Genomic DNA, 21,776 nt, shown 5'->3' with positions numbered 1-21,776 from the left:
CTCTCCTGTGTGGGAAATCTCTGTATCGGCCGGCGGTCAGATCTCGTCGATCGAGGCGGACTCGAATCGGCTGGAGATGTTGATGCCGAGCTCCTCCGCCGCGCGGAAGGCCTCGTCGTCGGTGTCGCGCAGGCTGACGACGTCGCCGTCCTTGCCGAGCACCTCGACGTTCAGGCAGAGCGACTGCATCTCCTTCATGAGCACCTTGAAGGACTCGGGGATGCCGGGCTCCGGGATGTTCTCACCCTTGACGATCGACTCGTACACCTTGACGCGGCCGAGGATGTCATCGGACTTGACCGTGAGCAGCTCCTGCAGCGCGTAGGCGGCGCCGTAGGCCTCGAGGGCCCACACCTCCATCTCGCCGAAGCGCTGGCCGCCGAACTGCGCCTTTCCGCCGAGCGGCTGCTGGGTGATCATCGAGTACGGGCCGGTCGAGCGCGCGTGGATCTTGTCGTCGACGAGGTGGTGCAGCTTGAGGATGTACATGTAGCCGACCGAGATCGGGAACGGGTACGGCTCGCCGGTGCGTCCGTCGAACAGACGCGCCTTGCCGGACTCGTCGATCAGGCGGTCGCCGTCGCGGGTCGGGAGGGTCGCTCCGAGCAGACCCCGGACCTCCTCCTCCTCGGCGCCGTCGAACACCGGGGTCGCGACCGGCGTGCCGGGCGCGACGTCGCGGAACTCCTCGGGCAGGTTCACGGCCCACTCGGGGTCGCCCTCGATCTTCCAGCCCTGCTGCGCGATCCACCCGAGGTGGATCTCGAGCACCTGGCCGAAGTTCATGCGGCCGGGGATTCCCATCGGGTTGAGGATCACGTCGAGCGGCGTGCCGTCCTCGAGGAACGGCATGTCCTCGACCGGCAGGATGCGGGCGATGACGCCCTTGTTGCCGTGGCGGCCGGCGAGCTTGTCGCCCTCCGTGATCTTGCGCTTCTGCGCGATGTAGACCACGACGCGGCGGTTGACGCCCGAGCCCAGCTCGTCGTCGCCCTCCTCGGCGTCGAACTCCTTGACCGCGATGACGGTCCCCTGCTCGCCGTGGGGCACCTTGAGCGACGTGTCGCGCACCTCGCGGCTCTTCTCATTGAAGATCGCGCGGAGGAGGCGCTCCTCGGCCGAGAGCTCGGTCTCGCCCTTCGGCGTGACCTTGCCGACGAGGATGTCGCCGGGTCGCACCTCGGCGCCGATGCGGATGATGCCGCGCTCGTCGAGGTCCTTCAGCAGCTCCGGGCTGACGTTGGGGAGGTCGCGGGTGATCTCCTCCTTGCCGAGCTTGGTGTCGCGGGCGTCGACCTCGTACTCCTCGATGTGGATCGAGGTGAGGGTGTCGTCCTTCACCAGGTTCTGGCTGAGGATGATCGCGTCCTCGAAGTTGTAGCCCTCCCACGACATGAAGCCCACGAGGAGGTTCTTGCCGAGCGCCAGCTCGCCGTTGTCGGTCGAGGGGCCGTCGGCGATGACCTCGCCGATCTCGACGCGGTCGCCCACGCGGACGACGGCCTTCTGGTTGTAGGTGTTGCCCTGGTTCGAGCGGTCGAACTTGCGCAGGAAGTAGTCGCGGGTGCCGCCCTCGTCGAGCTGCAGCGAGACGTAGTCGGCCGTGACGTCGGCGACGACACCGGCCTGGTCGGCGATGATCGAGTCGCCCGAGTCGATCGCGGCGAACTTCTCCATGCCGGTTCCCACCAGGGGGGCCTGGGCCTCGAGCAGCGGCACCGCCTGGCGCTGCATGTTCGCGCCCATGAGCGCGCGGTTGGCGTCGTCGTGCTCGAGGAAGGGGATGAGGGCCGTTCCGACCGACACCATCTGGCGCGGCGAGACGTCCATGTAGCCGACCTCTTCGGCGGGGATCAGGTCGACCTCGTCGCCGTGCTCGCGGGCGAGCACGCGGTCCTCCGCGAAGGATCCGTCGTCGTTCAGGCGCGTGTTGGCCGGCGCGACGTTGTAGGACTGCTCCTCGGCGGCCGTCAGGTAGTCGATCTGGTCGGTGACCTTGCCGTCGACGACCCGGCGGTACGGCGTCTCGATGAAGCCGAACGCGTTGATCCGGCCGTAGGTCGCGAGGCGGCCGATGAGGCCGATGTTCGGGCCCTCGGGCGTCTCGATCGGGCACATGCGGCCGTAGTGCGAGGGGTGCACGTCGCGGACCTCGACGCCCGCGCGCTCGCGGGAGAGGCCGCCGGGGCCGAGCGCCGACAGCGTGCGCTTGTGGGTGATGCCCGCCAGCGGGTTGTTCTGGTCCATGAACTGCGACAGCTGGCTGGTTCCGAAGAACTCCTTGATCGCCGCCACGACGGGACGCACGTTGATGAGCGTCTGCGGGGTGATCGCCTCGATGTCCTGCGTGGTCATGCGCTCGCGCACCACGCGCTCCATGCGGCTGAGGCCGGTGCGGACCTGGTTCTGGATCAGCTCGCCCACCGCGCGGATGCGGCGGTTGCCGAAGTTGTCGATGTCGTCGACCGCGATGCGCTTCTCGACGATCTCGCCGCCCCGGCCGACGCCCTCGAAGGTCTCGTCGCCGCGGTGCAGACGCACCATGTACTTGATGGTCGCGACGATGTCGTCGACCGTGAGCACCGAGTCGGACAGCGGGGTCGAGAGGCCGAGCTTCTGGTTGATCTTGTATCGGCCGACCTTCGCGAGGTCGTAGCGCTTCGGGTTGAAGTAGAAGTTCTCGAGCAGCGAGCGCGCGGCCTCGGCGGCGACCTGCTCGCCCGGGCGGATCTTGCGGTAGATGTCGCGCAGCGCGTCCTCCTGCGTGAGGACGGTGTCCTTCGCGAGGGTCTCCTCGATCGAGGCGATGCCCTCGAACTCCTCGAGGATCTGCTCGCTCGTGAGGCCGAGCGCCTTGAGGAAGACCGTCACGGGCTGCTTGCGCTTGCGGTCGATGCGCACGCCCACCTGGTCGCGCTTGTCGATCTCGAACTCGAGCCAGGCGCCGCGGCTGGGGATGATGCGCGACGAGACGATGTCCTTGTCGCTCGTCTTGTCGGGCGTCTTGTCGAAGTAGACGCCGGGCGAGCGCACGAGCTGCGAGACGACGACGCGCTCGGTGCCGTTGATGATGAACGTGCCCTCGCGGGTCTGCAGCGGGAAGTCGCCCATGAAGACCGTCTGGGTCTTGATCTCGCCCGTCTGGTGGTTCATGAACTCGGCCTCGACGTACAGCGGGGCCGCGTAGGTCTTGCCGCGGTCCTTGCACTCGTCGATCGAGTACTTCTCGGGCTCGAGGTAGGGGTTCGCGAACGAGAGCTGCATCGTCTCGCTCAGGTCCTCGATCGGCGAGATCTCCTCGAAGATCTCCTCGAGGCCGCTGCGCTCCGACACGTCGGAGCGGCCCGAGGCCTTCTCGGCCTCGATGCGCGCCTTCCAGGACTCGTTGCCGACGAGCCAGTCGAAGGACTCGGTCTGCAGCGCGAGCAGGTCGGGGACCGTCAGCGCGTCGGTGACTTTTGCGAACGACAGACGCTGTGCGTCGCGTCCGTTCTTGGTGGTGGGAGTGGATGCGTTGCGCGAAGCAGCCAAGGGGATGACCTCCGTGGGCTCGAGAAGAGCCTCTAGATTCCTTGCCGACAGGGTGTGAGGTGCGCTCGAACGGCCGCGTCCGCCTTCGGTGACCACACGCCGCTATATGCGGGGATCACGAGCAGCTCCCACCGACCACCATATGAAGGCAGGAAAGACCCATTGAGCGCAAATACCCACAGTACCCCACGAGACACGCGGCGTCCACCCGGGTAGTTGACTCGGATCTGACGCTCAGGTATATGAGCGCGACGCGCCGTGCGGGACCGTCGCCATGCCGTGCGCGCGCCCCGACCGGCTCGGGGCGTCCCCTACCCTGGGGGCATGGATCGTTGGCCCTGGCATCTGACGAGCGCGAAGGCCTGGCCCGCCACCGCGACGACGCTGAAGACCGGAATCGTGCGGCTGCTGACCGACGCCGCCGATCGCGGCGTGCGGATCTCCGGCAACCTCGCCCGCTCGGTGCACGTCGCGTCGAGCCCCTTCACGCGCCGCGGCGACGTCGATCGCGTCACCGTCGACATCTCCGGATCCCGGATCCAGCTCGACGGCGACCGCCTGGCGCGCGCCGACCGCCTCGTCCCCACCCCGCGCTACGACGAGATCGTCGAGCGGGTGCCGGGATCCATCGGGCAGCTGCGCCTCGCCGCGAGCCCTGTGACGATCGAGGGCCACGAGGTGCGCGCCGAGCTGTCGGTCCGCGATCTGCCCCTCGACTGGCTCATCATGCGCCGCGACGGCGAGCTCGTGGGCACGGCGGGCGAGCACCGCGGCGACGGACGCGCGAACGGATCCTTCCGCGTCGAGACCACGCAGGAGGCGCTCGTCGCCCTCGCCGAGCACATCGTCTCCGGCGCGTTCCGGCACGTCCGCGGCGCGAAGCTCGAGAGCATCGCCGCGACGATCTCGCCACACGGAGCCGACCGCCTCACCGTCGCCGGCGGGGCGGCGTTCAAGGCCTTCTTCCTGCGGTTCTCGGTGCGCATCGGCGCCGACGTCACGATCGCGCGCGACGGGACCGCGACGGTGCACCGCGCGACCGCCGCGAGCCGCCGGATCCTGTCGAAGCTCGCGCTGCTGCCGTTGCGCGGGCGCCTGCGCGCGCTCGCGGGCCGCTCCTTCCCGCTCGGCGGAGACGCGTTCGCCCTCTCGGACGTCGTCGTCGACGCCTCCGGCGGGCGCCTCGTCGTGACCGGCGACCTCAGCAGCCGCTGACGAGACGCCGCACGGGCGCGCGCGGCCCCGTGGCGCGAGGGTGCGCGGCGCCCTCATGCGCGGGTCGCCGCGCGCTGCGGCCTCCCGCGGCGCATCGCACCCGACATCTCCTGGCGAGGCACAGCCCCGCCACCGCCTCGCCCCGGGTCGCCGCGAAACGCGCTGTCGTCAGGCGCACGGGCCGCGCTTCCCGGCGAGGCGCAGTCGCGACGCATCGGGCGGGCGCGGATCCGCGCGAGAATGGATCCATGGGCAGACAGCGCCAGAAGGACGTCGACTTCCCGCAGGCGCGGCTCTCGAGCGGCATCGCGGAGATCCGGCCGAGCGACTTCGGGAGCGGATCCGAGGTGATCATCGACGGCACCCCGCAGTCGCACGTCGACCTCGCGGACCCGACGCACCTCGCGTTCGAGTACGTCGCGCGGATGGGCGCCGTCATCGACCAGCTGCCAGACGGCCCGCTCACCGCCGTGCACCTCGGCGCGGGCGGGATGACGATCCCGCGGTTCATCGCCCACACGCGGCCTGGCTCGCGCCAGCAGGTCATCGAGCTCGAGCAGCCGCTCGTCGACCTCGTGCGCGAGCACCTGCCGCTCCCCCGCGGCGCGCAGATCCGCGTGCGCATCGGCGACGCCCGCGAGGGGATCGGACGCCTGCCGCAGGCGATGCGCGGATCCGTCGACCTCGTCGTGTGCGACGTATTCTCGGGCGCGCAGACGCCCGCGCACCTCACGACCGTCGAGTTCTACCGAGCATGCGCTGCGCTGCTCGCGCCGGGCGGGATCCTGCTCGCGAACATCGCCGACGGCGCGGGCCTCGCCTTCGCCCGGCGCCAGGTCGCCACCGTCCGCCAGGTGCTGCCGCACGTCGCGATCCTCGCCGAGGTGCAGGTGCTGAAGGGCCGCCGCTTCGGCAACCTCGTGCTGGCCGCGTCGAGCGCTCCCCTCCCCGCCGAGTGGCTGCCGCGCCTCATGGCGGCCGGCCCCCACCCGGCGAAGGTCGCGGAGGGCCGCGAGGTCGACGACTTCGCCGCGGGGGCGCTGCCCGCCACGGACGCCGACGCCACGAGCTCGCCGAAGCCGTCCGAGCGCCTCTTCGAACGCTGATCGCACACGCGGATCCGCGCGCCTGGGACGTTACCCAGACGTGACGCGGCAGGATGGATCCACGCATCGCACGGCAAGAAGGGATTCGGCGTGGGCTTCATCCAGGGATATGACCCCGACACCCTCCGCGAGATCGTCGACCGCACCGAGATCTACGAGCGGCTCGTCGAGGTGAGCCCGCAGCGCAGCTTCACGGCTCAGCTCGAGCAGGTGTGGCTGCTGAAGGTGCTGGGCGAGCTCGAGGAGGCCCTTCAGGTCTCGGAGCACGCCGTGCGCCTCGCGCGCATGTCCGGCACCCGTCGGGATCTGCTGCACGCCCGGATCCTGCACGCGACGGTGAACCAGAACCGCGGGGCGTACACGACCGCCGAGGCCGAGCTGACGACGTGCGTCGAGGAGGCCGAGGGCCAGGGATGGCGGCGCATCAGCGCGCTCGCGCACTCGCACCGCGGCAAGACCCGCTATGACGCCGGCGACTACGACGGCGCGCGCGCCGACTTCAAGCGCGAGCTGTTCCTGCGCCAGGAGATGGGCGCCGACGACGAGCAGCTCGAGATCACCATGACGGCGATCGAGGCCGCCGAGCGCCGGCGCGCCGAGTCGCGCGGCGTGGCCGTCGGCTGACCCCCGCGTCGCGGACTCGCGCGAGCGCCTGAGCGGTCGGCGCGGGCACCCTCCCGAGCATCTCGGAATCGCGCGAGCGTCTCAGCGGGAGCCCCCGATCCGCCGCGGCCTGCGTGATTCCGAGACCGCCAGCACGGTCTCCGCGGATCCATTCTAAAGATCTCTTGCTAAAGAGTTCTTGAAGATCCATCATGGGGGCATGACCGACCGCGTCCTCACCCGCGCCGAGCAGATCCGCGCGCTCACCCATCCCCTGCGCATCCGCATGATCGATCTGCTGCGCGGCGGCGCCGAGATGACCGCGACCGAGATGGCCGAGGCGACCGGCGAGTCGGTCGCGAGCTGCTCCTTCCACCTGCGACAGCTCGGCCGGTTCGGCCTCATCGAGCCCGCCCCGCGACGCGGCCGCGAGAAGCCCTGGCGCGCGGCGCCGCACCCCGTCGCCCTCGGCGACGACTCCGACGATCCCGACGTCGAGGCCGCATCGCGCAGCGCCGTGCGGGCGTTCCTCCAGCACTCCTACGACGCCATCGACCGGGCGATCGACCGCGACGGCGACGACCCGGTCTCCGCCGCCACCGCCCAGACGCACGCGGCGTTCTGGGTGACCGGCGACGAGCTCGCCGAGCTCAACCGGCAGATCTCCGCCCTCGCCCAGCGCTTCCGCGAGCGGGAGCAGGATCCGTCACTGCGGCCCGACGGATCCCGCCGCGTGCGTCTGCTGGCCGTCACCTGGACCGACGACGCTCACGCCGAGGAGACCTGATGGACGCGCAGGCGCCCGCGCGGATCCGCATGCGCAGCCCGCTGTTCGCGGGCGTCACGGCCGGGTGGGTGCTCGAGAACATCGCCGACTCGCTGCTCCTCGTGATCCTCGGCGTGTGGGTCGCCGACCTCACGGGTGACCCGGGCCTCGCGGCGCTCGTGTTCGCCATCGCCGGCGTGCCCGCGCTCATCTCTCCGCTGTTCGGGCGCCTCGCCGACCGCGTCTCGCGCCGCCGCATGCTCGCCGCGCTGTGCCTCCTCGGGGCCGCGTCCCTCGTTCCGCTGCTCTTCCTCCCCGGCCCCGAGCAGTTCTGGTGGATCTACGTGACGACGCTCGTCTATGGCGTGACGGTCTTCGGATCATCGGGATGCCGAGGCGGGATCCTGCGCGACCTGCTGGAGGACGACGAGCTCGGCGCCGCCAACGCGCTGTTCCAGACGATCGACCAGGTGGGCGGCCTCGCGCTGCCGTTCCTCGCCGCGGGCGTGTACATGTGGACGGGCCCGGCGCCGCTCGTCGCGGCCGCCGCGGCCTGCTTCGTCGCGGCGGCGGCCGTGTTCCTCCTTCTGCGGTTCGCGGAGTCGCCCGTCGAGGACGAGCAGGGCGGGTTCTGGCGCTCGGTCACGGCGGGCTTCCGGCACCTCGCGCGCACGCCTCCGCTCGCCCGGATGACCGCGGCGATCGTGCTGATGGTCTGCGCGTCCGGCCTCACGAGCGCGGTCGGGTTCGCGGTGCTCGACCGCATCGGCGTCGAGGCCGCCTGGATGGGACCGCTCGAGGCGATGACGGGCGTCGGCGGGATCCTCGCGGGGCTCGTCGCGGCCATCGCGATGAGGCGGCTCGGGCGCGGCCGGCTGCTCGCGACGGGGGCCGTCGTCGCCGGCATCGGCCAGGCGCCCATGCTGGGCGACAGCGTGTGGCTGCTCGGCGGCGGCCTCGCGCTCATCGGCGTCGGCTGGACCTCCGCGATCGTCTCCTACTCGACCGAGGTGCAGATCCGCACGCCCTCGCGCCTGCTCGGCCGCGCGACGACGAGCGCGAACCTCCTCATGCAGCTCCCGCGGGTCGTGCTGACGGCGGGCGGCGCGAGCGCGATCGGCCTCGTCGACGCGCGCGTCGTCACGGTCGCGGGGATCGCGCTGACCGCGATGGCCGTGATCGTCGCGGCGCGGGGGCGCGCGGGGCGCGACGCGCCCGCCGGCGAGTGAGGGAGGATCCCGAGCGTCTCGAGATCGGGCGAGGGTCTCGGGTAGGGAGGGCGGATCCGGCGCGGCCCTCGTGATTCCGAGATGCTCGGCAGAGGCGGCGCGCGCTCGGCCTGGGGCCCGACATCGTGCAGGCGTCTCGGCGAAGGGCACGGAACCGCCGCATCTCGCAGGATTCCGAGACTGCCGGCGTGGGGCTGGGCTGCTCCCGAGCGTCTCGGAATCTGCCGAGCGTCTCGGGATCCTGCCGTTCTGATGCGCATCTCACGCGATTCCGAGACCGCCGGCACGAGCGCGGGCATCCTCCCAAGGGTCTGGGGCGGATCCCCGACCCGCCGCACCTCAGAGGATCTCGAGACCGCCGGCGTGGGGCTGGGCTGCTCCCGAGCGTCTCGGAATCTGCCGAGCGTCTCGGGATCCTGCCGTTCTGATGCGCATCTCACGCGATTCCGAGACCGCCGGCACGATCGGGGACATCCTCGCCGGGGCCTGGAGCGGATCCCCGGCGCGGCCCGCGGGATCCCGAGGCCACCGGCATGGGGCGGGCTGGTCCCGAGCGTCTCGGAATCTGCCGAGCGTCTCCGTGAAGGGCCCGGATCCGGCGCACCCCGCGTGATTCCGAGCTCCTCAGCAGAGGCGGCGCACCCTCGGCGTGGGGCTCCGACATCGTGCGGGCGTCTCCGGATCCGGCGCGGCCCTCGACTCCAACCTGGTCCGCGCGTCGGATGTCGGAGACCCGTCGTAGCCTGGAGGCGTGGCGGATCCGGATCGCGTGAGGGTGTGGGCGCAGGCGCTCATCCGCATGCATCTCGACGCGAGCTGGACGTTCGCGTTCGACAACGCCAAGCGGCGCGCGGGCCTGTGCAACTTCACCGAGCGACGCATCTCGGTCTCCCGCTACCTCGCCGCGCGGTTCAGCGACGACGACGTCCACCAGACCCTCCTGCACGAGGTCGCGCACGCGATGGCGGGCCCCGACGCCGGACACGGCCCGGCGTGGAAGCGCATCGCCCGCGAGATCGGATACGTCGGCGGCACGACGCACCACGGCGAGACCGCCACCGAGCTCGCCCCGTGGGTGGGCACCTGCCCCAACGGCCACACCGTGTACCGGCATCGACGGCCCACGCGCCCCTCGTCGTGCGTGAAGTGCGCGCGCGGCTTCGATCCGCGCTTCGCCTTCGCCTGGCGCCGCCGCGAGATCACCCGCGCCGACCGCATCGCGGCCCGCACCCCGCGCGACTGAGGGGAGGATTCGCTCGGGCACGACCACCCGGCTGGTCCTTCCGCACGGGGAGGGCCCGGGCACCCGCCGACCCGGCCGTCTCGGAATCGCGCGAGGACCGCGCTGGGACGGCAGAATCCCGAGACGCTCGGCCGATATCGAGACGGTCGGGACGGATCCGCCCGTCACCCCTCGTCGGTCGGGGCGCGCCACACAGGGATCCCACCCTCTCGAGATCGCACGAGGAACGCGCCGAAACGGCAGAATCCCGAGACGGTCGGGACGCAGCCCTCGTCGGTCGGGGCGCGCCGCACAGGGATCCCACCCTCTCGGGATCGCGCGAGGATCACGGCGGAACGGCAGGACCCCGAGACACTCGGCCCTCCTCGAGACGGTCGGGGCACAGCCGGCAACCCGGGTTCGGGCTCTCACGCTCCGCAGCACCCCGCGCCGCCGAGGGATCCCGCCCTCTCGAGATCGCGCGAGGACCCCACCAGAACGGCAGGATCCCGAGACGCTCGGCCGATATCGAGACGGTCGGGACGGATCCGCCCGTCAGCCCTCGTCGGTCGGGGCGGAGAAGACGGTCGGCTCGTCCTCCGCGTCGAGCGCCGACGCGGCCTGCACCTCGCCGCGGTGCCCGTCCGCGGCGAGCGCGAGGCCGGCGGCGCTGGACGAGAGCAGGTGCGCGAGCGCCCGCCGGAGAGGCCGGAAGCCCTCGGTCGCAACCGCGACGTCGGGCGCGGTGTGATCGATCCCGAGGTCCGAGAGCGCGTCGGCGATGGCGCCCGCGGCGAGGTAGTCCTCGACGGCGAAGCGGCCGTCGTCCCCGGCGAGGACGAGGGCGATCCCCACCCGGCCGCCGCGAGCGCGCTGCTCGTCGACGATGGCCCGCGCCGTGGCGGTCGCGTTGCGGAGCGCGCCCGCGAAGACGGTGGGGCGATGCGGCTGCGACATCGCGTCGGCGGCGAGCTGCGGCGACGAGCCGACCGCGTCGACGATCACGACGACCTCCGCCGGCGCCAGCTCGCGCAGACCCTCGGCGCCCCATCCGAGGCGCACCTGGTACCTGGACTGCGAGCGCGGATCCGTCATGCCCTCACCCTAGGATGCGGCGCCCGGGCGCGGGGCCGGTCGCGTCACCGGCCGTCACGCGCGACGGCTCGCGCACTTCGAGCCCGCGGCCGCGGCCGCAGCCGCTCGCGGGCATCGGGGCGCGCGGGAGGAGGACGGCCGCTCCTACCCTGGACGCATGTGGGAGATCCGAGCAGCACGCGCTGGCGACGAGCGCGGCATCGCGGAGATGCACGTCGCCACCTGGCGACACGCCTATCGCGGCCTTCTGCCGGCGCACGTCCTCGACGGCCTCGACGTCGGCGCGCGCGAGGCGATGTGGCGGCAGGTCATCGCGCAGCTCGACGCGGCATCGCCCGCGCGGCTGGACATCGCGGTCGACGACGGGCGGATTCTCGGCTTCGCCTCCGCCGGCCCCGCACGCGACGACGATGCTCCGCGCGAGCTCGAGCTGTCGGCGCTCTACCTGGATCCCGCCCGTCACGGAGCCGGGATCGGACGCGCCCTCGTCGACGCGGCGCTCGCCGACGCGCCCGCATACCTCTGGGTGCTGCGGGGCAATGAGCGCGCGATCGCCTTCTACGAGCGGATCGGGTTCTCCTTCGACGGCACCGAGATCGAGGAGCGCCGCGCGGATCACGTGCGCGTCGAGAGGCGCATGGTGCGCTGAGGGGCGGGGGATACGGGGCGATGTGGACGCGCCGTGGTTCCTCCCCTCCGACGCGAGCGGGGCCGACAGCCCCGAGAGGCGACGGCATGACGACGCGCATCTGCGCCGCTCGCGAGCAGGAGCCCACCCGCGAGCAGGGGTCGCGTCGGATTCCGACGCTCGCACGCGAATAACGGGATCCGCATCCGCTCGCGCACCCCGGCGCCCCCTCCCCCTCGCGAGTGGCGCAGACATCCGCGAGCGGCGCAGATATTCGGCTGGATATCTGCGCCACTCGCGAGAAACTGCGCCACTCGCGAGAAACTGCGCCGCTCGCGAGCCGCGCTGCTCCCAGCCGAACGCTCCCTCGCGGGAGGGGGCAGCCTCAGGATCCCCGCGCCCCGTTCGCGACCGGAGGCCGCACGCCCCGCTCGCGGGCATCGGGGCGCGCGGGGGCCGGCGATCCCGCCGTAGCCTGGGGGCATGGATCCCCGTTCCGTGCCCGCGCCGCGCGGGTTCGCCTCCGACAACTACAGCGGCGCGCACCCCGAGGTGCTCGCCGCGCTCGCCGACGCGAACGTCGGGCACGTGCCCGCGTACGGGGAGGACCCGTGGACCGCGGACCTGCGGGCCCGGTTCCACGCGATGCTCGGCGACGACGTCGAGGTCTTCCCCGTGTGGGGCGGCACCGGCGCGAACGTCGTCGCGCTCACGAGCATGGTCACCCGCTGGGGCGGGGTGATCGCCCCCGCGATCGCGCACGCCAACACCGACGAGGGCGGGGCGCCCGAGAAGATCGGCGGGCTGAAGATCCTGCCGGTGCCGACCGCCGACGCGAAGCTGTCCCCCGAGCTCGTGCGCGCCCACGCCGTCTCGCGCGGGGTGCACACGATCCAGCCGGAGGTCGTGTCGATCACCCAGTCCACCGAGCTCGGCACGCTCTACACCTCAGGCGAGATCCGCGCGATCGCCGACACCGCGCACGAGCTCGGCATGAGCCTGCACGTCGACGGCGCGCGGATCGCCAACGCGGCCGCCGCCCTCGGTCAGCCCCTCGCGGCGTTCACCCGCGACGCGGGCGTCGACGTGATGAGCTTCGGCGGCACGAAGAACGGATGCATCGGGGCGGAGGCGGTCGTCGTGCTGAACCCCGACGCGGCGCACGGCGTCGACTTCCTGCGCAAGAACTCCGCGCAGCTGGCGAGCAAGATGCGCTTCGTGTCGGCCCAGCTCGTCGCGCTGCTCGAGAACGACCTGTGGCTCCGATCCGGCGCGCACGCGAACGCGATGGCGGCGCGGCTGCGGCAGGGGATCCAGGACGCGATCGACGACGGATCCGTGCGGGGCGTCTCGTTCACCCAGCCCACGGAGGCGAACGGGGTCTTCGCGGTCCTCCCCGAGGGATCCGCCGACCGACTGCGCGCGCACGTGCGCTTCTACGACTGGAACGCGGCGACCCGCGAGGTGCGGTGGCTGACGAGCTGGGACACGACCCCGGAGGACGTCGACCGGTTCGTGGGCCTCGTCCGCGAGCACTGCGCGTAGGGCCGGGACGCCACCCGCGCGGCGCAGGGATCCGAGGGGCTCCCTGCGCCGCGCGGGCGCACCGCAGGCCCTATCCCAGCAGCGTCTCGCCGACGAAGCCGCCCTCATCGCACCCGGGCGGCACGGCGAACACGGCTGATCCGATCGGCGTCGTCCACTCGTTCAGCAGATCGAGCTCGTCGAGCCGACGCTGCACCGGCTCGAACTGACGCGCCACGTCGGCCTGGAACGTGACGAAGATGAGCCCGGCATCCGAGATCTCCTCCCCCGTCGCCCGCTCGTCGTAGTTGTACGCCCGTCGGAAGAAGCGCTCTCGAGGATCCGCACTGCGCGCGCGACGCATGTGCGCGAACACCGGGATCACGGGGAACCCCAGCGCCGTCGTCGCCTCGAAGTCGGGGGCGTCGTGCTCCCCTCCGCCCGTGAGCGGCGCGCCGCTGTCGAGGGTGCGTCCGACCGATGCCTCCCTGCCGGGACGGTCGAGCTCGTCCCACGTGTCGAGATCCATGCGGATCCGCCGGATCACCATGCCCGTGCCGCCCGCGAGCCACCCGTCAGACGACCAGACGAGCTCGTCGAAGTCGGTCGTGCCGGGCACGGGGTTGGTCGTGCCGTCGACCTGCCCGAACAGGTTCCGCATCGTCGTTCCCGGCCGCTCGGTGCCGTGCGCGCGCCGGAAGCCGCGCTGCGTCCACCGCACGGTCGCGAACGAGCGCGCGTCCTTCAGCAGCATGCGCAGGGCATGCGCCAGGGTGATCGGATCGTCCGAGGCGATCTGCAGCACGAGGTCGCCGTGCGAGAATCCCGAGGCCAGTCGGTCGATCCCGTACGCCGGCAGGGGCCCCAGCCACGACGGACCGGATCCGCCGGCGCGGGCCACGAATCCGGGACCGAACCCGAAGGTCACGGTGAGCCGGGCGGGATGCTCTGCGAGCTCCGGCTCGGAATCCGCGAGGGCCGGCTCCCCCTGTGTGAGGCGCGCGGCATCGTCCGTGAGGATCCTCATGAGACGAGCCAGGTCATCCCGGTTCACCCCCTCGCGCAGGTCGAGCGCGACGAAGGCGCCGTGCGCCTGGGCGTCCGTCGCGATCCCGGCCTGATGCGCTCCGTGGAAGGGCACGACGTCGCCGCCGTGCAGGGCGGGCTCCGGCTTCTCCGCGAGCCGCGGGCGCAGCGCCGCGTCGATGCCCAGGGCGGCCGCCGCCCCGGCGCCGGTCAGGGTGCCGCCCAGGAGGAACTGTCGCCTGCTCGGGCCGCGGCTGCGCGTCGGACGGGACATCAGCGAGGCTCCGAGCGCGCGCCGGTCGTCTGTCCCCGGCGGTCGTCCGAGGCGGATCCCCCCTGGCCATCGCCCCCGTGCTCGTGCTCCGCGTGCTCCCCTTCCTCGTGCTCGCCGTGCTCCTGCTCCTCGGAGCCGCCGTAGTTCTCGTTGGCGCCCGAGTAGTCCTTCACCGGAGCCGAGAACGTGAAGGTGGACTCGTCGGAGAAGGTGAGGGTCACCTCGACCTCGTCCCCCGGACGAAGCGGCTCGGCCAGGTCCATGAACATGAGGTGGGATCCGCCGGGTTCGAGCGACAGCTCGCCGCCCTCGGGGAGCACGAAGCCACCCGCGACCTCCTGCATGAGCATCTCCCCCGTCTCGGACGCGACGGTCTCATGCAGCTCCAGGGAACCGGCGACATCGCTCTCGGCCGACACGACGGTCGCTTCGGCACCGGAGTTCGCGAGCACGCCGAACCCGGCGGTCATCCCCTCGTCCGCGGCCTTCACCCAGGCGTCCGTGATCTCGACGGTCTCGCTCGCGGGTCCGTCGGGGGCGGCCTCGCCCGCGCAGCCCGCGAGGCTCAGAGCGAGGACCAGGGATCCGGCGACGAGCGTGCGGCGCGTCATGCCCGGTCCTCCTCGTCAGCGTCCGCCGATCGCGGACGGCGCATCGCGAAGAACACGGCGACGCCGATCAGCGCCAGCACCGCGACGCCCGATCCGATGATCACTCCGGTCGGGACGCCCTGCTCCTCGGCGTCGGCCGCGTCGGCTCCGGCGTCGTCGGCGTCCTCCGCGTCCGCCTCGGGCTCCGGCTCAGCGCTCGGGGCGGACGACTCCTCCGTCGGAACCTCCCCGGCGGGATCCGCTCCCTCGACCGCGAAGGGGATGACGCCCTCGATCGGGTGGCCGTCCTCCGAGACGACCTGCCAGCGCACCTCGTATTCGGCGGCGGGCATGTCGTCCGCGAGATCGACCGTGACGGCCCCGCCGTCGATCTGCGGCGCGCCCTCGACCCAGTCGCGGCCGGACCCGTCGACGACGAGCACGGTCGCGCCGAGCTGGTCCTCGCCGATGGTCATGATGTCGCCGGAGAACATCATCTCGACCGAGGCGGGCGCCTCGTCGAGCCGCTCGTCGGCGGCGGGGCTGCTGTCGATCAGCTGGTCGTGCGCGGCCGCGGGCGCGGCCGACAGGACGAGCGCGAGCAGCGCGACGGCGCCGCCCGCGAGGGTGGAACGGGTGAATGACATGGATGGACCTCTCTGTTCGCCCGGGGTCGGGCGTGCTCTCGGAAGGCGCGCGGGATCCGCGCGCAGAAGATGACGCCGGGCGCGAGGAGCGCGCGGCGGGTTCCGATGAGGGAGCGTCCTCTCCTCCGACGCGAGCCGCGGGCCGGAGCCCGCGGACGCCGTCCGCTCCGCGCCGTCGACGAGCCGGCCGGCGGATCGCGGCGGGCGCTCGCGGAGCGCGGGCCGCGCCCATGTCCGGGCCGGTCGGCGCACGGGCGGCGCGACACCGCGAGATCCGCGCCGGCGGGATCCCGAGGGATCCGCCGTCCGAGACCATGCCGGATGTCGCCGCCGTCTGCGGCTGGCTGGGCCCGGGGCGCTCGCGGAGAGCCGACCCGGCCGGTCGAGGCGGCGTCGCGGACGCCCGACGGGCGCGAGCCGACGATCCGCGCTCACCCGACGAGGGTCGCGAGGAGGAGAGGATGCTCCCTACGCGAGAGCGGGAGGACCGCGCCGCCGCAGCGACGAGACGACGAGGACGAGCGGCCGCAGGTCGTCGTCGCGCCGCGGGGCCGCGACGCGGGGAGCAGGGAACTCCTGCGGCGCGTCGAGGAAGGCGACGAGGCGGCGCACCGCGCAGCGCGCGAGATCGCGCACGAGCTGGAGCCCGCGCAGGATCTCGGCCTCGCCCCGATGCAGGATGAGGACGGTCGCGACCGCGGCGAGCGCGTGGCCCGCCCACATGAGCGGATCCGCGACGAGGCGATCGCCCGCCGTTCCCGAGGCCAGCACGATCGGCTCGAGCGAGTGGTGGTGCCCGCCGCCCGTCGGCAGCGCCTGGACGGCGCCGAGCACGAACAGCACGTGGAAGAGAGCCTGGCTGCTGACGACCGCGAGGCTCAGCCGCACGGCCGAGAGGCGGCGCCCCGCGAGCAGCGTGCAGACCATGAGCGACAGGATCCACGGCACCGCGACGCCGAGCAGGGCGGGCATCTCGCCGCCCGCGCCGACGTGCGACAGCAGCGCGACGAACGTCGCGACGGACGCGCCCGCGGCGCCCCGCAGGAGCTGCGTGCCGCGGGAGGATGCCATGGATCCGATTCTCTCATCCCGGTCGGGGCGCCCGCTCGGAGAATCGCGAGCCGGGGCTCACTCGCTCCCGCGGGGACGCGGGGGCCGTGCCCGGAACCCGCGATCCCGTCCCCGCGCACGCGAAGAGACCCGACGGAACCGCCGCGCGCCCGCAGAGGGGTCGCCGGGAGACGCTGTGCCGACGCCCACGCCAGGCGACGCTTCCTGGCGGCCCCTCCCCCGAAGCGCCCCGCGCACGACGGGCCGAGCCCCCGCCCGCAGTTGGGTCGCCAGGAAACGCCGTGCCGCGCGCCCGCCTGGCCACGTTTCTTGGTGACCCTCCCGCCTCGCACGACCGCACGCCCGGCAACCCGCCCCTGCACGCGCAGAAGCGCCCCGGGCCGGAGCCCGGGGCGCTTCATGGGGAGGGTCTCAGCCGGCGATGAGGTCGCTGGCGCCGCCGACCACGACGGGGACGTCGTAGCGGCGCGGGTTGCCGAAGCGGTGCGCCGTGATCGACACGGCCTGCTCCTTCACGAACGGCAGCATCTCGACGCGACCGGCCGAGGTGACCTCGCCCGCGTAGATCGCGACGTTCGGCTCGCCCTTCGTGGCGGCGATGATCGGATCCGCCGACCCGCCGACGAGGCGGATGCGCCCGCCGGTCTCGGCCGTCTTCGCGGTGCGCGCGGCCCACGCGTCCTCCCCCTCGACGACGGCGGAGACGCCGGCGGTCGCGAGGTAGGAGCGCACGGATCCGGGCAGCTGCTCGGACGACGACACGACGATCGGGGCGCCGATCCGCAGGCCGGCGGCGACGACGCGGACGAGCTCCGCGATGCGGTCGCCCTCGTAGCGCACGGTCACGGCCGTCGGCACGTAGCGGAGCACGTTCTGCTCGAGCTCGAGGCCCTGGACGTCGCGGGCCACTCCGAACTCGTCGCTCCACGCGCGGATGTCGGTGCGCAGCGCGTTCTGGAGCCACTCGCGGTCGGCGTCGCCGCCGAGCGCCGCGACCGCCGCGCGGGCGTCGGCGTCGAGCGCCCCCTCCGCCTCGACGGGAGCGTCGGCCCAGGTGCCGAGGCCGAACAGGTAGCTCGGGCCGCCGGCCTTCGTGCCCGCGCCGACCGCCGACTTCTTCCAGCCGCCGAAGGGCTGGCGCTGCACGATGGCGCCCGTGATGACGCGGTTGATGTAGGCGTTGCCCGCCTGCACCGATCCGAGCCACGTCTGGATCTCGTCGACGTCGAGCGAGTGCAGACCCGAGGTGAGCCCGTAGTCGACCGCGTTGACGATCCGGATGGCCTCCTCGAGGGTCTCCGCCTCGATGATGCCGGTGACGGGACCGAAGTACTCGGTGAGGTGGAACTCGGATCCGGGCTTGACGTTCTCGCGGATGCCGGGGGTCCACAGCGCGCCGTCGGCGTCGAGCTTCTCGGGCTTGAGCATCCAGCGCTGGCCGGGCTCGAGCTGCGTCAGGCCGCGCAGCAGCTTGCCCTCGGCGGGGGCGATGATCGGCCCGATCCGCGCTCCCTCGGTCCAGGGCATGCCCACCTCGTAGCCGTCGACGGCGTCGAGGAGCTGGCGACGGAACCGCTCGCTCTTCGACACGGATCCGACGAGCACGACGAGCGACGCGGCCGAGCACTTCTGGCCGGCGTGGCCGAAGGCCGAGTAGGCGACGTCCTTCGCGGCGAGGTCGAAGTCGGCGCTCGGGGTGACGATGATGGCGTTCTTGCCGCTCGTCTCCGCGAGGAGGGGGAGGTCGGGGCGGAACGAGCGGAACAGCTCGGCCGTCTCGTAGGCGCCCGTGAGGATCGCCTGCTCGACCGTCGGGTGGCTCAGCAGCTGCTGGCCGAGGTCGCGGCCCTTCAGCTTGACGAGACGCAGCACCTCGCGGGGCACGCCCGCCTCCCACAGCGCCTCGGCGATGACGGCGCCCGTGCGGGCGGTCGCGGACGCGGGCTTGAAGATGACGGCGGATCCGGACGCGAGCGCGGCGAGCACTCCGCCGGCGGGGATCGCGGCGGGGAAGTTCCACGGCGGGATCACCGCGGTGACCTTGGCGGGCGCGTACTCGGCGCCCTCGACGCCGGCGAGCTTCTCGGCGCTGGCGGCGTAGTAGTGCGCGAAGTCGATCGCCTCGCTCACCTCGGGGTCGCCCTGTTCGACGACCTTGCCGGCCTCGGAGCCCATGACCTCGAGGAGGTCGGCGCGGTGCGCCTCGAGGGCGTCGCCGGCGCGGTGGAGGATCTCGACGCGCTCGGCGAGGGGCTTCGCGGCCCACGCCTCGGCGGCCGCGGCCGCGTCGACGATGAGCTGCTCGAGCTCGCCCTTCTCGCTGACGGCGGCCTCGGCGAGGGTCGCGACGCCGAGCTCGGAGCCCTCCATGCGGGAGCGGATCCCCGCGGCCCAGTCGCGGTTCGCGGCGAGCGCCGGATCCGTGTCGGGCGTGCTCCGGAACTCGCCGCGCGGGCCGGCGGGCTGCTGCTCGCCGCGGTTCTGCTGGCGGTTCGGCGCGGGGACCTCGGTCGGCATCATCTCGATCGAGGTGAGGAAGCGCTGCTTCTCGCGCTCGAAGAGCTGCTCGTTGCTGTCGAGGTCGAACACGGCCGACATGAAGTTGTCGGTCGACGCGCCCTCCTCGAGGCGGCGGATGAGGTAGGCGATCGCGACGTCGAACTCGTCGGGGTGCACGACGGGCGTGTAGAGCAGCAGCTCGCCCACGTCGCGGCGCACGACGGCCGCCTGCTGGGTCGCCATGCCGAGGAGCATCTCGAACTCGAGGCCGGAGCCCGGCTCGACGCGGACGCCGCGCTTCTCGGCGAGGAGCTTCGCGAGGGCCACGTCGAAGAGGTTGTGGCCGGCGACGCCGATGTTCACGTTCGCGAGGCGCTCGGGGGTGAGCGCGTAGGAGAGCACCTGCTTGTAGCCGGCGTCGGTGTGCTGCTTCGAGGGCCAGGTGGCGAGAGGCCACTCGTGCGTCTCGGCGTCGACCTGCTCCATGGGCAGGTTGGCGCCCTTCACGACGCGCACCTTGATGGGGGCGCCGCCGGAGGCGACGCGCTTCGCGGCCCACTCCTGGAGGCGGATCATCGCGTCGAGGCAGTCGGGCAGGTACGCCTGCAGCACGATGCCGGCGCGGGTCTGGCGGAACTCCTCGCGGTCGAGGAGCTGCATGAAGACGTCGAGCGTGAGGTCGAGGTCCTTGTACTCCTCCATGTCGAGGTTGAGGAACGTGCCGTTGTCGCGCGCGGTGCGGTACAGCGGGACGAGCGCCTCGACGGCGTGGGAGACGGCCTGGTCGTGCGCCCAGAGGCTGTGGGGGGCGACGGTCGAGGACACCTTGATCGACACGTAGTCGACGTCGTGGCGCTCGAGGAGGCGCTTCGTGCCGGCGACGCGGCGGTCGGCCTCGCGCTGGCCGAGGATGGCCTCGCCGAGGAGGTTGACGTTGAGCCGGATGCCCTCGCCGCCGATCTGGGCGAGCGCCTTGCCGAGCTTCGCGTCGCTCGCGTCGACGATGAGGTGGCGCACCATCTCGCGCAGCACCTTGCGCGCGATCGGCACGACGATCCACGGGAAGGCGGGCGCCATCGCGCCGCCGAAGCGGATGAGCGCGCGCAGCGGGGCGGGGAGGAACGTCGGGGTGATCTTCGAGACCTGCTGGAAGTTGCGCGCCGCGACCTTCAGGTCCTCGGGGCGCACGACGCCGTCGACGAAACCGACGGCGAAGTCGAGCCCCTTCGGGTCGCTCAGCACGCCGGCGAGGTTGCGGGCGGCGGCGTCGACCTTTTCCTCGCGCGCGGCGACGAGCCACGTGCGCACCTGGGCGATCGCCTTGTCAGCGAGCTCCTTGTCGATGTCTGTGTTCACGGCTGCTCCTGCGGTGTCGGGCGACTGGAACGACGCGGATGTGCGCGGCTCGATGGTCATTGACGTTCACCCCTTTTCTCGTGTGGATCCGATCCATCCTCTGCGGGAAGAACTCTTAGGTAAAGCTCACACTTTCGAAGGGATCCATTCGGAAATCCCAAAAGGATTCCCGGCTCCGCCGCGACCTGGCGCGAGGCCCGGATCCCTCGGCGGATCCGTCCGTCCGCCCGCTTCCTCACGGGCATCGTGCCCCTCATCCTGCCCCTCGACACGCCCGGGCAACAGCGCAGAAAGGCGAAGGGATCCGTTCGCTAGCCTCGAAGGATGTCGACGGGATGGAGCACGCACCGCCTGCTGCTCCTCCGCGAGCTGCAGCTGCGCGGCACCATCACGGCCGTCGCGACCGCCCTCAGCTACTCGCCGTCCACGGTGTCCCAGCAGCTCGCGCAGCTCGAGCGCGAGGTCGGAGCGCCGCTGCTGCAGCCCGACGGGCGCCGGGTGCGGCTGACCGCGCAGGGCGAGACCGTCGCCGCGCACGCCGCGCAGGTGCTCGGCCTCGAGGAGCGGGCGCGCGCCGAGATCGACGTGTCGAACCCGCTCCCCGCGCCCGTGCGCATCGCGGCGCTGCAGACCTCGGCCCGCGCGCTGCTGCCGCGCATGCTCGACATGCTCGCGGTCACCCACCCCGGGCTGCGCGTCGAGGCGTGGGTGACGCCGCCGGAAGAGGGCCTGTTCGAGGTCGAGGCCCGCGGCTTCGACCTCGTGATCGCCGAGCAGTACCCCGGCCACACGCGCGAGCACCGGCCCGGCCTCGACCGCGTCGTGCTGGGCCGCGACCCGATCCGACTCGCCGTCGGGCACGACTCGGGCGTCTTCTCGATCGAGGAGGCCGCGGACGCGGCGTGGGTGATGGAGCCCGAGGGCACGGCCGTGCGCACCTGGTCGGTGCAGCAGTGCCGTGCGGCGGGCTTCGAGCCCGACGTGCGCTACAGCGCCGCCGACCTGCTCGCGCAGGTGCGGCTCATCTCGTCGGGGCACGCGGTCGGGCTCCTGCCCGAGCAGCTGCTCGCCGGCGACGAGAGCCCCGTGCGCCTCATCGACCTGCCCGGATCCCCGCACCGCGAGATCTTCACGTCGGCGCGGGAGTCGTCGCGCGACGCGAAGGGCGTCATCGCCGTGCGCGCCGCCCTGCAGCAGGCCTTCGACGACGCGGCCGCCGCGTTCGGCGACCCGAACGCGATGCCCCACATCGACTGACGACGGGGCCGGGTCGGTCGGGCGGGACCGGGGTCGGTCGGGTGCCCGGCTCGCGAGTGGCGCAGGTTCTCGTGAGTGGCGCAGATATCCGGCCGAATACCTGCGCCACTCGCGAAGGTCTGCGCCACTCGCGAGCC

16 protein-coding genes are annotated in these 21,776 nt (G+C 72.4%); 9 read left to right on the top strand and 7 right to left on the bottom strand.

What is annotated here, in order from left to right; all coding sequences use genetic code 11:
- Positions 1-36: 36 nt before the first annotated feature.
- Complete coding sequence (locus NHL53_RS09260; protein WP_433776576.1) at positions 37-3,531, bottom strand: DNA-directed RNA polymerase subunit beta; 3,495 nt, start codon at positions 3,529-3,531, stop codon at positions 37-39.
- Between the two features lie 324 nt (positions 3,532-3,855).
- Between NHL53_RS09260 and NHL53_RS09255 the strand changes: the two genes are divergently transcribed.
- The 6 genes from NHL53_RS09255 to NHL53_RS09230 all read left to right on the top strand — a co-directional run bounded on the left by NHL53_RS09255 (position 3,856) and on the right by NHL53_RS09230 (position 9,693).
- Positions 3,856-4,746 carry a hypothetical protein gene (locus NHL53_RS09255; RefSeq protein WP_433776575.1) on the top strand — a complete coding sequence of 297 codons (891 nt, stop codon included), beginning with the start codon at positions 3,856-3,858 and terminating at the stop codon, positions 4,744-4,746.
- Between the two features lie 248 nt (positions 4,747-4,994).
- On the top strand, positions 4,995-5,852 hold the full coding sequence (locus NHL53_RS09250) for a spermidine synthase (protein WP_433776574.1): 858 nt from the start codon (positions 4,995-4,997) through the stop codon (positions 5,850-5,852).
- A 90-nt stretch (positions 5,853-5,942) separates the two neighbouring features.
- Complete coding sequence (locus NHL53_RS09245; RefSeq protein ID WP_433776573.1) at positions 5,943-6,476, top strand: hypothetical protein; 534 nt, start codon at positions 5,943-5,945, stop codon at positions 6,474-6,476.
- Positions 6,477-6,675: 199 nt separating this feature from the next.
- Positions 6,676-7,242, top strand: a complete 567-nt coding sequence (locus NHL53_RS09240) for an ArsR/SmtB family transcription factor (RefSeq protein WP_433776572.1) — start codon at positions 6,676-6,678, stop codon at positions 7,240-7,242.
- The gene (locus tag NHL53_RS09235) at positions 7,242-8,450 is read left to right on the top strand and encodes an MFS transporter (RefSeq protein ID WP_433776571.1); all 1,209 of its coding nucleotides are present in this window, start codon (positions 7,242-7,244) and stop codon (positions 8,448-8,450) included. The genes NHL53_RS09240 and NHL53_RS09235 overlap by 1 nt, the downstream gene beginning before the upstream one ends.
- Positions 8,451-9,201: 751 nt before the next feature.
- The gene (locus tag NHL53_RS09230; RefSeq protein ID WP_433776570.1) at positions 9,202-9,693 is read left to right on the top strand and encodes a SprT-like domain-containing protein; all 492 of its coding nucleotides are present in this window, start codon (positions 9,202-9,204) and stop codon (positions 9,691-9,693) included.
- A 534-nt stretch (positions 9,694-10,227) separates the two neighbouring features.
- Here NHL53_RS09230 and NHL53_RS09225 read toward each other — a convergent pair.
- The gene (locus NHL53_RS09225; RefSeq protein ID WP_433776569.1) at positions 10,228-10,767 is read right to left on the bottom strand and encodes a 2-phosphosulfolactate phosphatase; all 540 of its coding nucleotides are present in this window, start codon (positions 10,765-10,767) and stop codon (positions 10,228-10,230) included.
- A gap of 157 nt (positions 10,768-10,924) precedes the next feature.
- Here NHL53_RS09225 and NHL53_RS09220 point away from each other — a divergent pair, with 157 nt between their 5' ends.
- The gene (locus NHL53_RS09220; RefSeq protein ID WP_433776568.1) at positions 10,925-11,416 is read left to right on the top strand and encodes an N-acetyltransferase family protein; all 492 of its coding nucleotides are present in this window, start codon (positions 10,925-10,927) and stop codon (positions 11,414-11,416) included.
- Positions 11,417-11,878: 462 nt separating this feature from the next.
- Positions 11,879-12,940 carry a threonine aldolase family protein gene (locus NHL53_RS09215; RefSeq protein ID WP_433776567.1) on the top strand — a complete coding sequence of 354 codons (1,062 nt, stop codon included), beginning with the start codon at positions 11,879-11,881 and terminating at the stop codon, positions 12,938-12,940.
- 70 nt (positions 12,941-13,010) lie between these two features.
- Here the strand turns inward: NHL53_RS09215 and NHL53_RS09210 are convergent, their stop codons facing one another.
- The 5 genes from NHL53_RS09210 to NHL53_RS09190 all read right to left on the bottom strand — a co-directional run bounded on the left by NHL53_RS09210 (position 13,011) and on the right by NHL53_RS09190 (position 20,442).
- Entirely contained in the window at positions 13,011-14,219 is a 1,209-nt protein-coding gene (locus NHL53_RS09210; protein ID WP_433776566.1) for a Dyp-type peroxidase, read from the bottom strand.
- Positions 14,219-14,830 (bottom strand): copper chaperone PCu(A)C, encoded by a 612-nt coding sequence (locus NHL53_RS09205; protein ID WP_433776565.1) that lies wholly within the window; start codon positions 14,828-14,830, stop codon positions 14,219-14,221. Before NHL53_RS09205 ends, NHL53_RS09210 begins: the two co-directional genes overlap by 1 nt.
- Positions 14,827-15,456, bottom strand: coding sequence for a copper resistance CopC family protein (locus tag NHL53_RS09200; protein WP_433776564.1), 630 nt, complete (start codon positions 15,454-15,456; stop codon positions 14,827-14,829). Before NHL53_RS09200 ends, NHL53_RS09205 begins: the two co-directional genes overlap by 4 nt.
- A 468-nt stretch (positions 15,457-15,924) precedes the next feature.
- Positions 15,925-16,527 carry a hypothetical protein gene (locus NHL53_RS09195; RefSeq protein ID WP_433776563.1) on the bottom strand — a complete coding sequence of 201 codons (603 nt, stop codon included), beginning with the start codon at positions 16,525-16,527 and terminating at the stop codon, positions 15,925-15,927.
- Positions 16,528-16,938: 411 nt separating this feature from the next.
- Positions 16,939-20,442, bottom strand: a complete 3,504-nt coding sequence (locus NHL53_RS09190; protein WP_433776562.1) for a bifunctional proline dehydrogenase/L-glutamate gamma-semialdehyde dehydrogenase — start codon at positions 20,440-20,442, stop codon at positions 16,939-16,941.
- Between the two features lie 264 nt (positions 20,443-20,706).
- On the opposite strand from NHL53_RS09190, the gene NHL53_RS09185 reads away from it, so the two are divergent.
- Positions 20,707-21,639, top strand: a complete 933-nt coding sequence (locus tag NHL53_RS09185) for a LysR family transcriptional regulator (protein WP_433776561.1) — start codon at positions 20,707-20,709, stop codon at positions 21,637-21,639.
- Positions 21,640-21,776: the final 137 nt, after the last annotated feature.

The sequence above is a fragment of the Microbacterium sp. gxy059 genome, from assembly GCF_050958665.1.
Taxonomy (GTDB): Bacteria; Actinomycetota; Actinomycetes; order Actinomycetales; family Microbacteriaceae; genus Microbacterium.
Note: the sequence above shows the minus strand (reverse complement) of the source record. Positions and strands in the feature narration are given on the sequence as shown.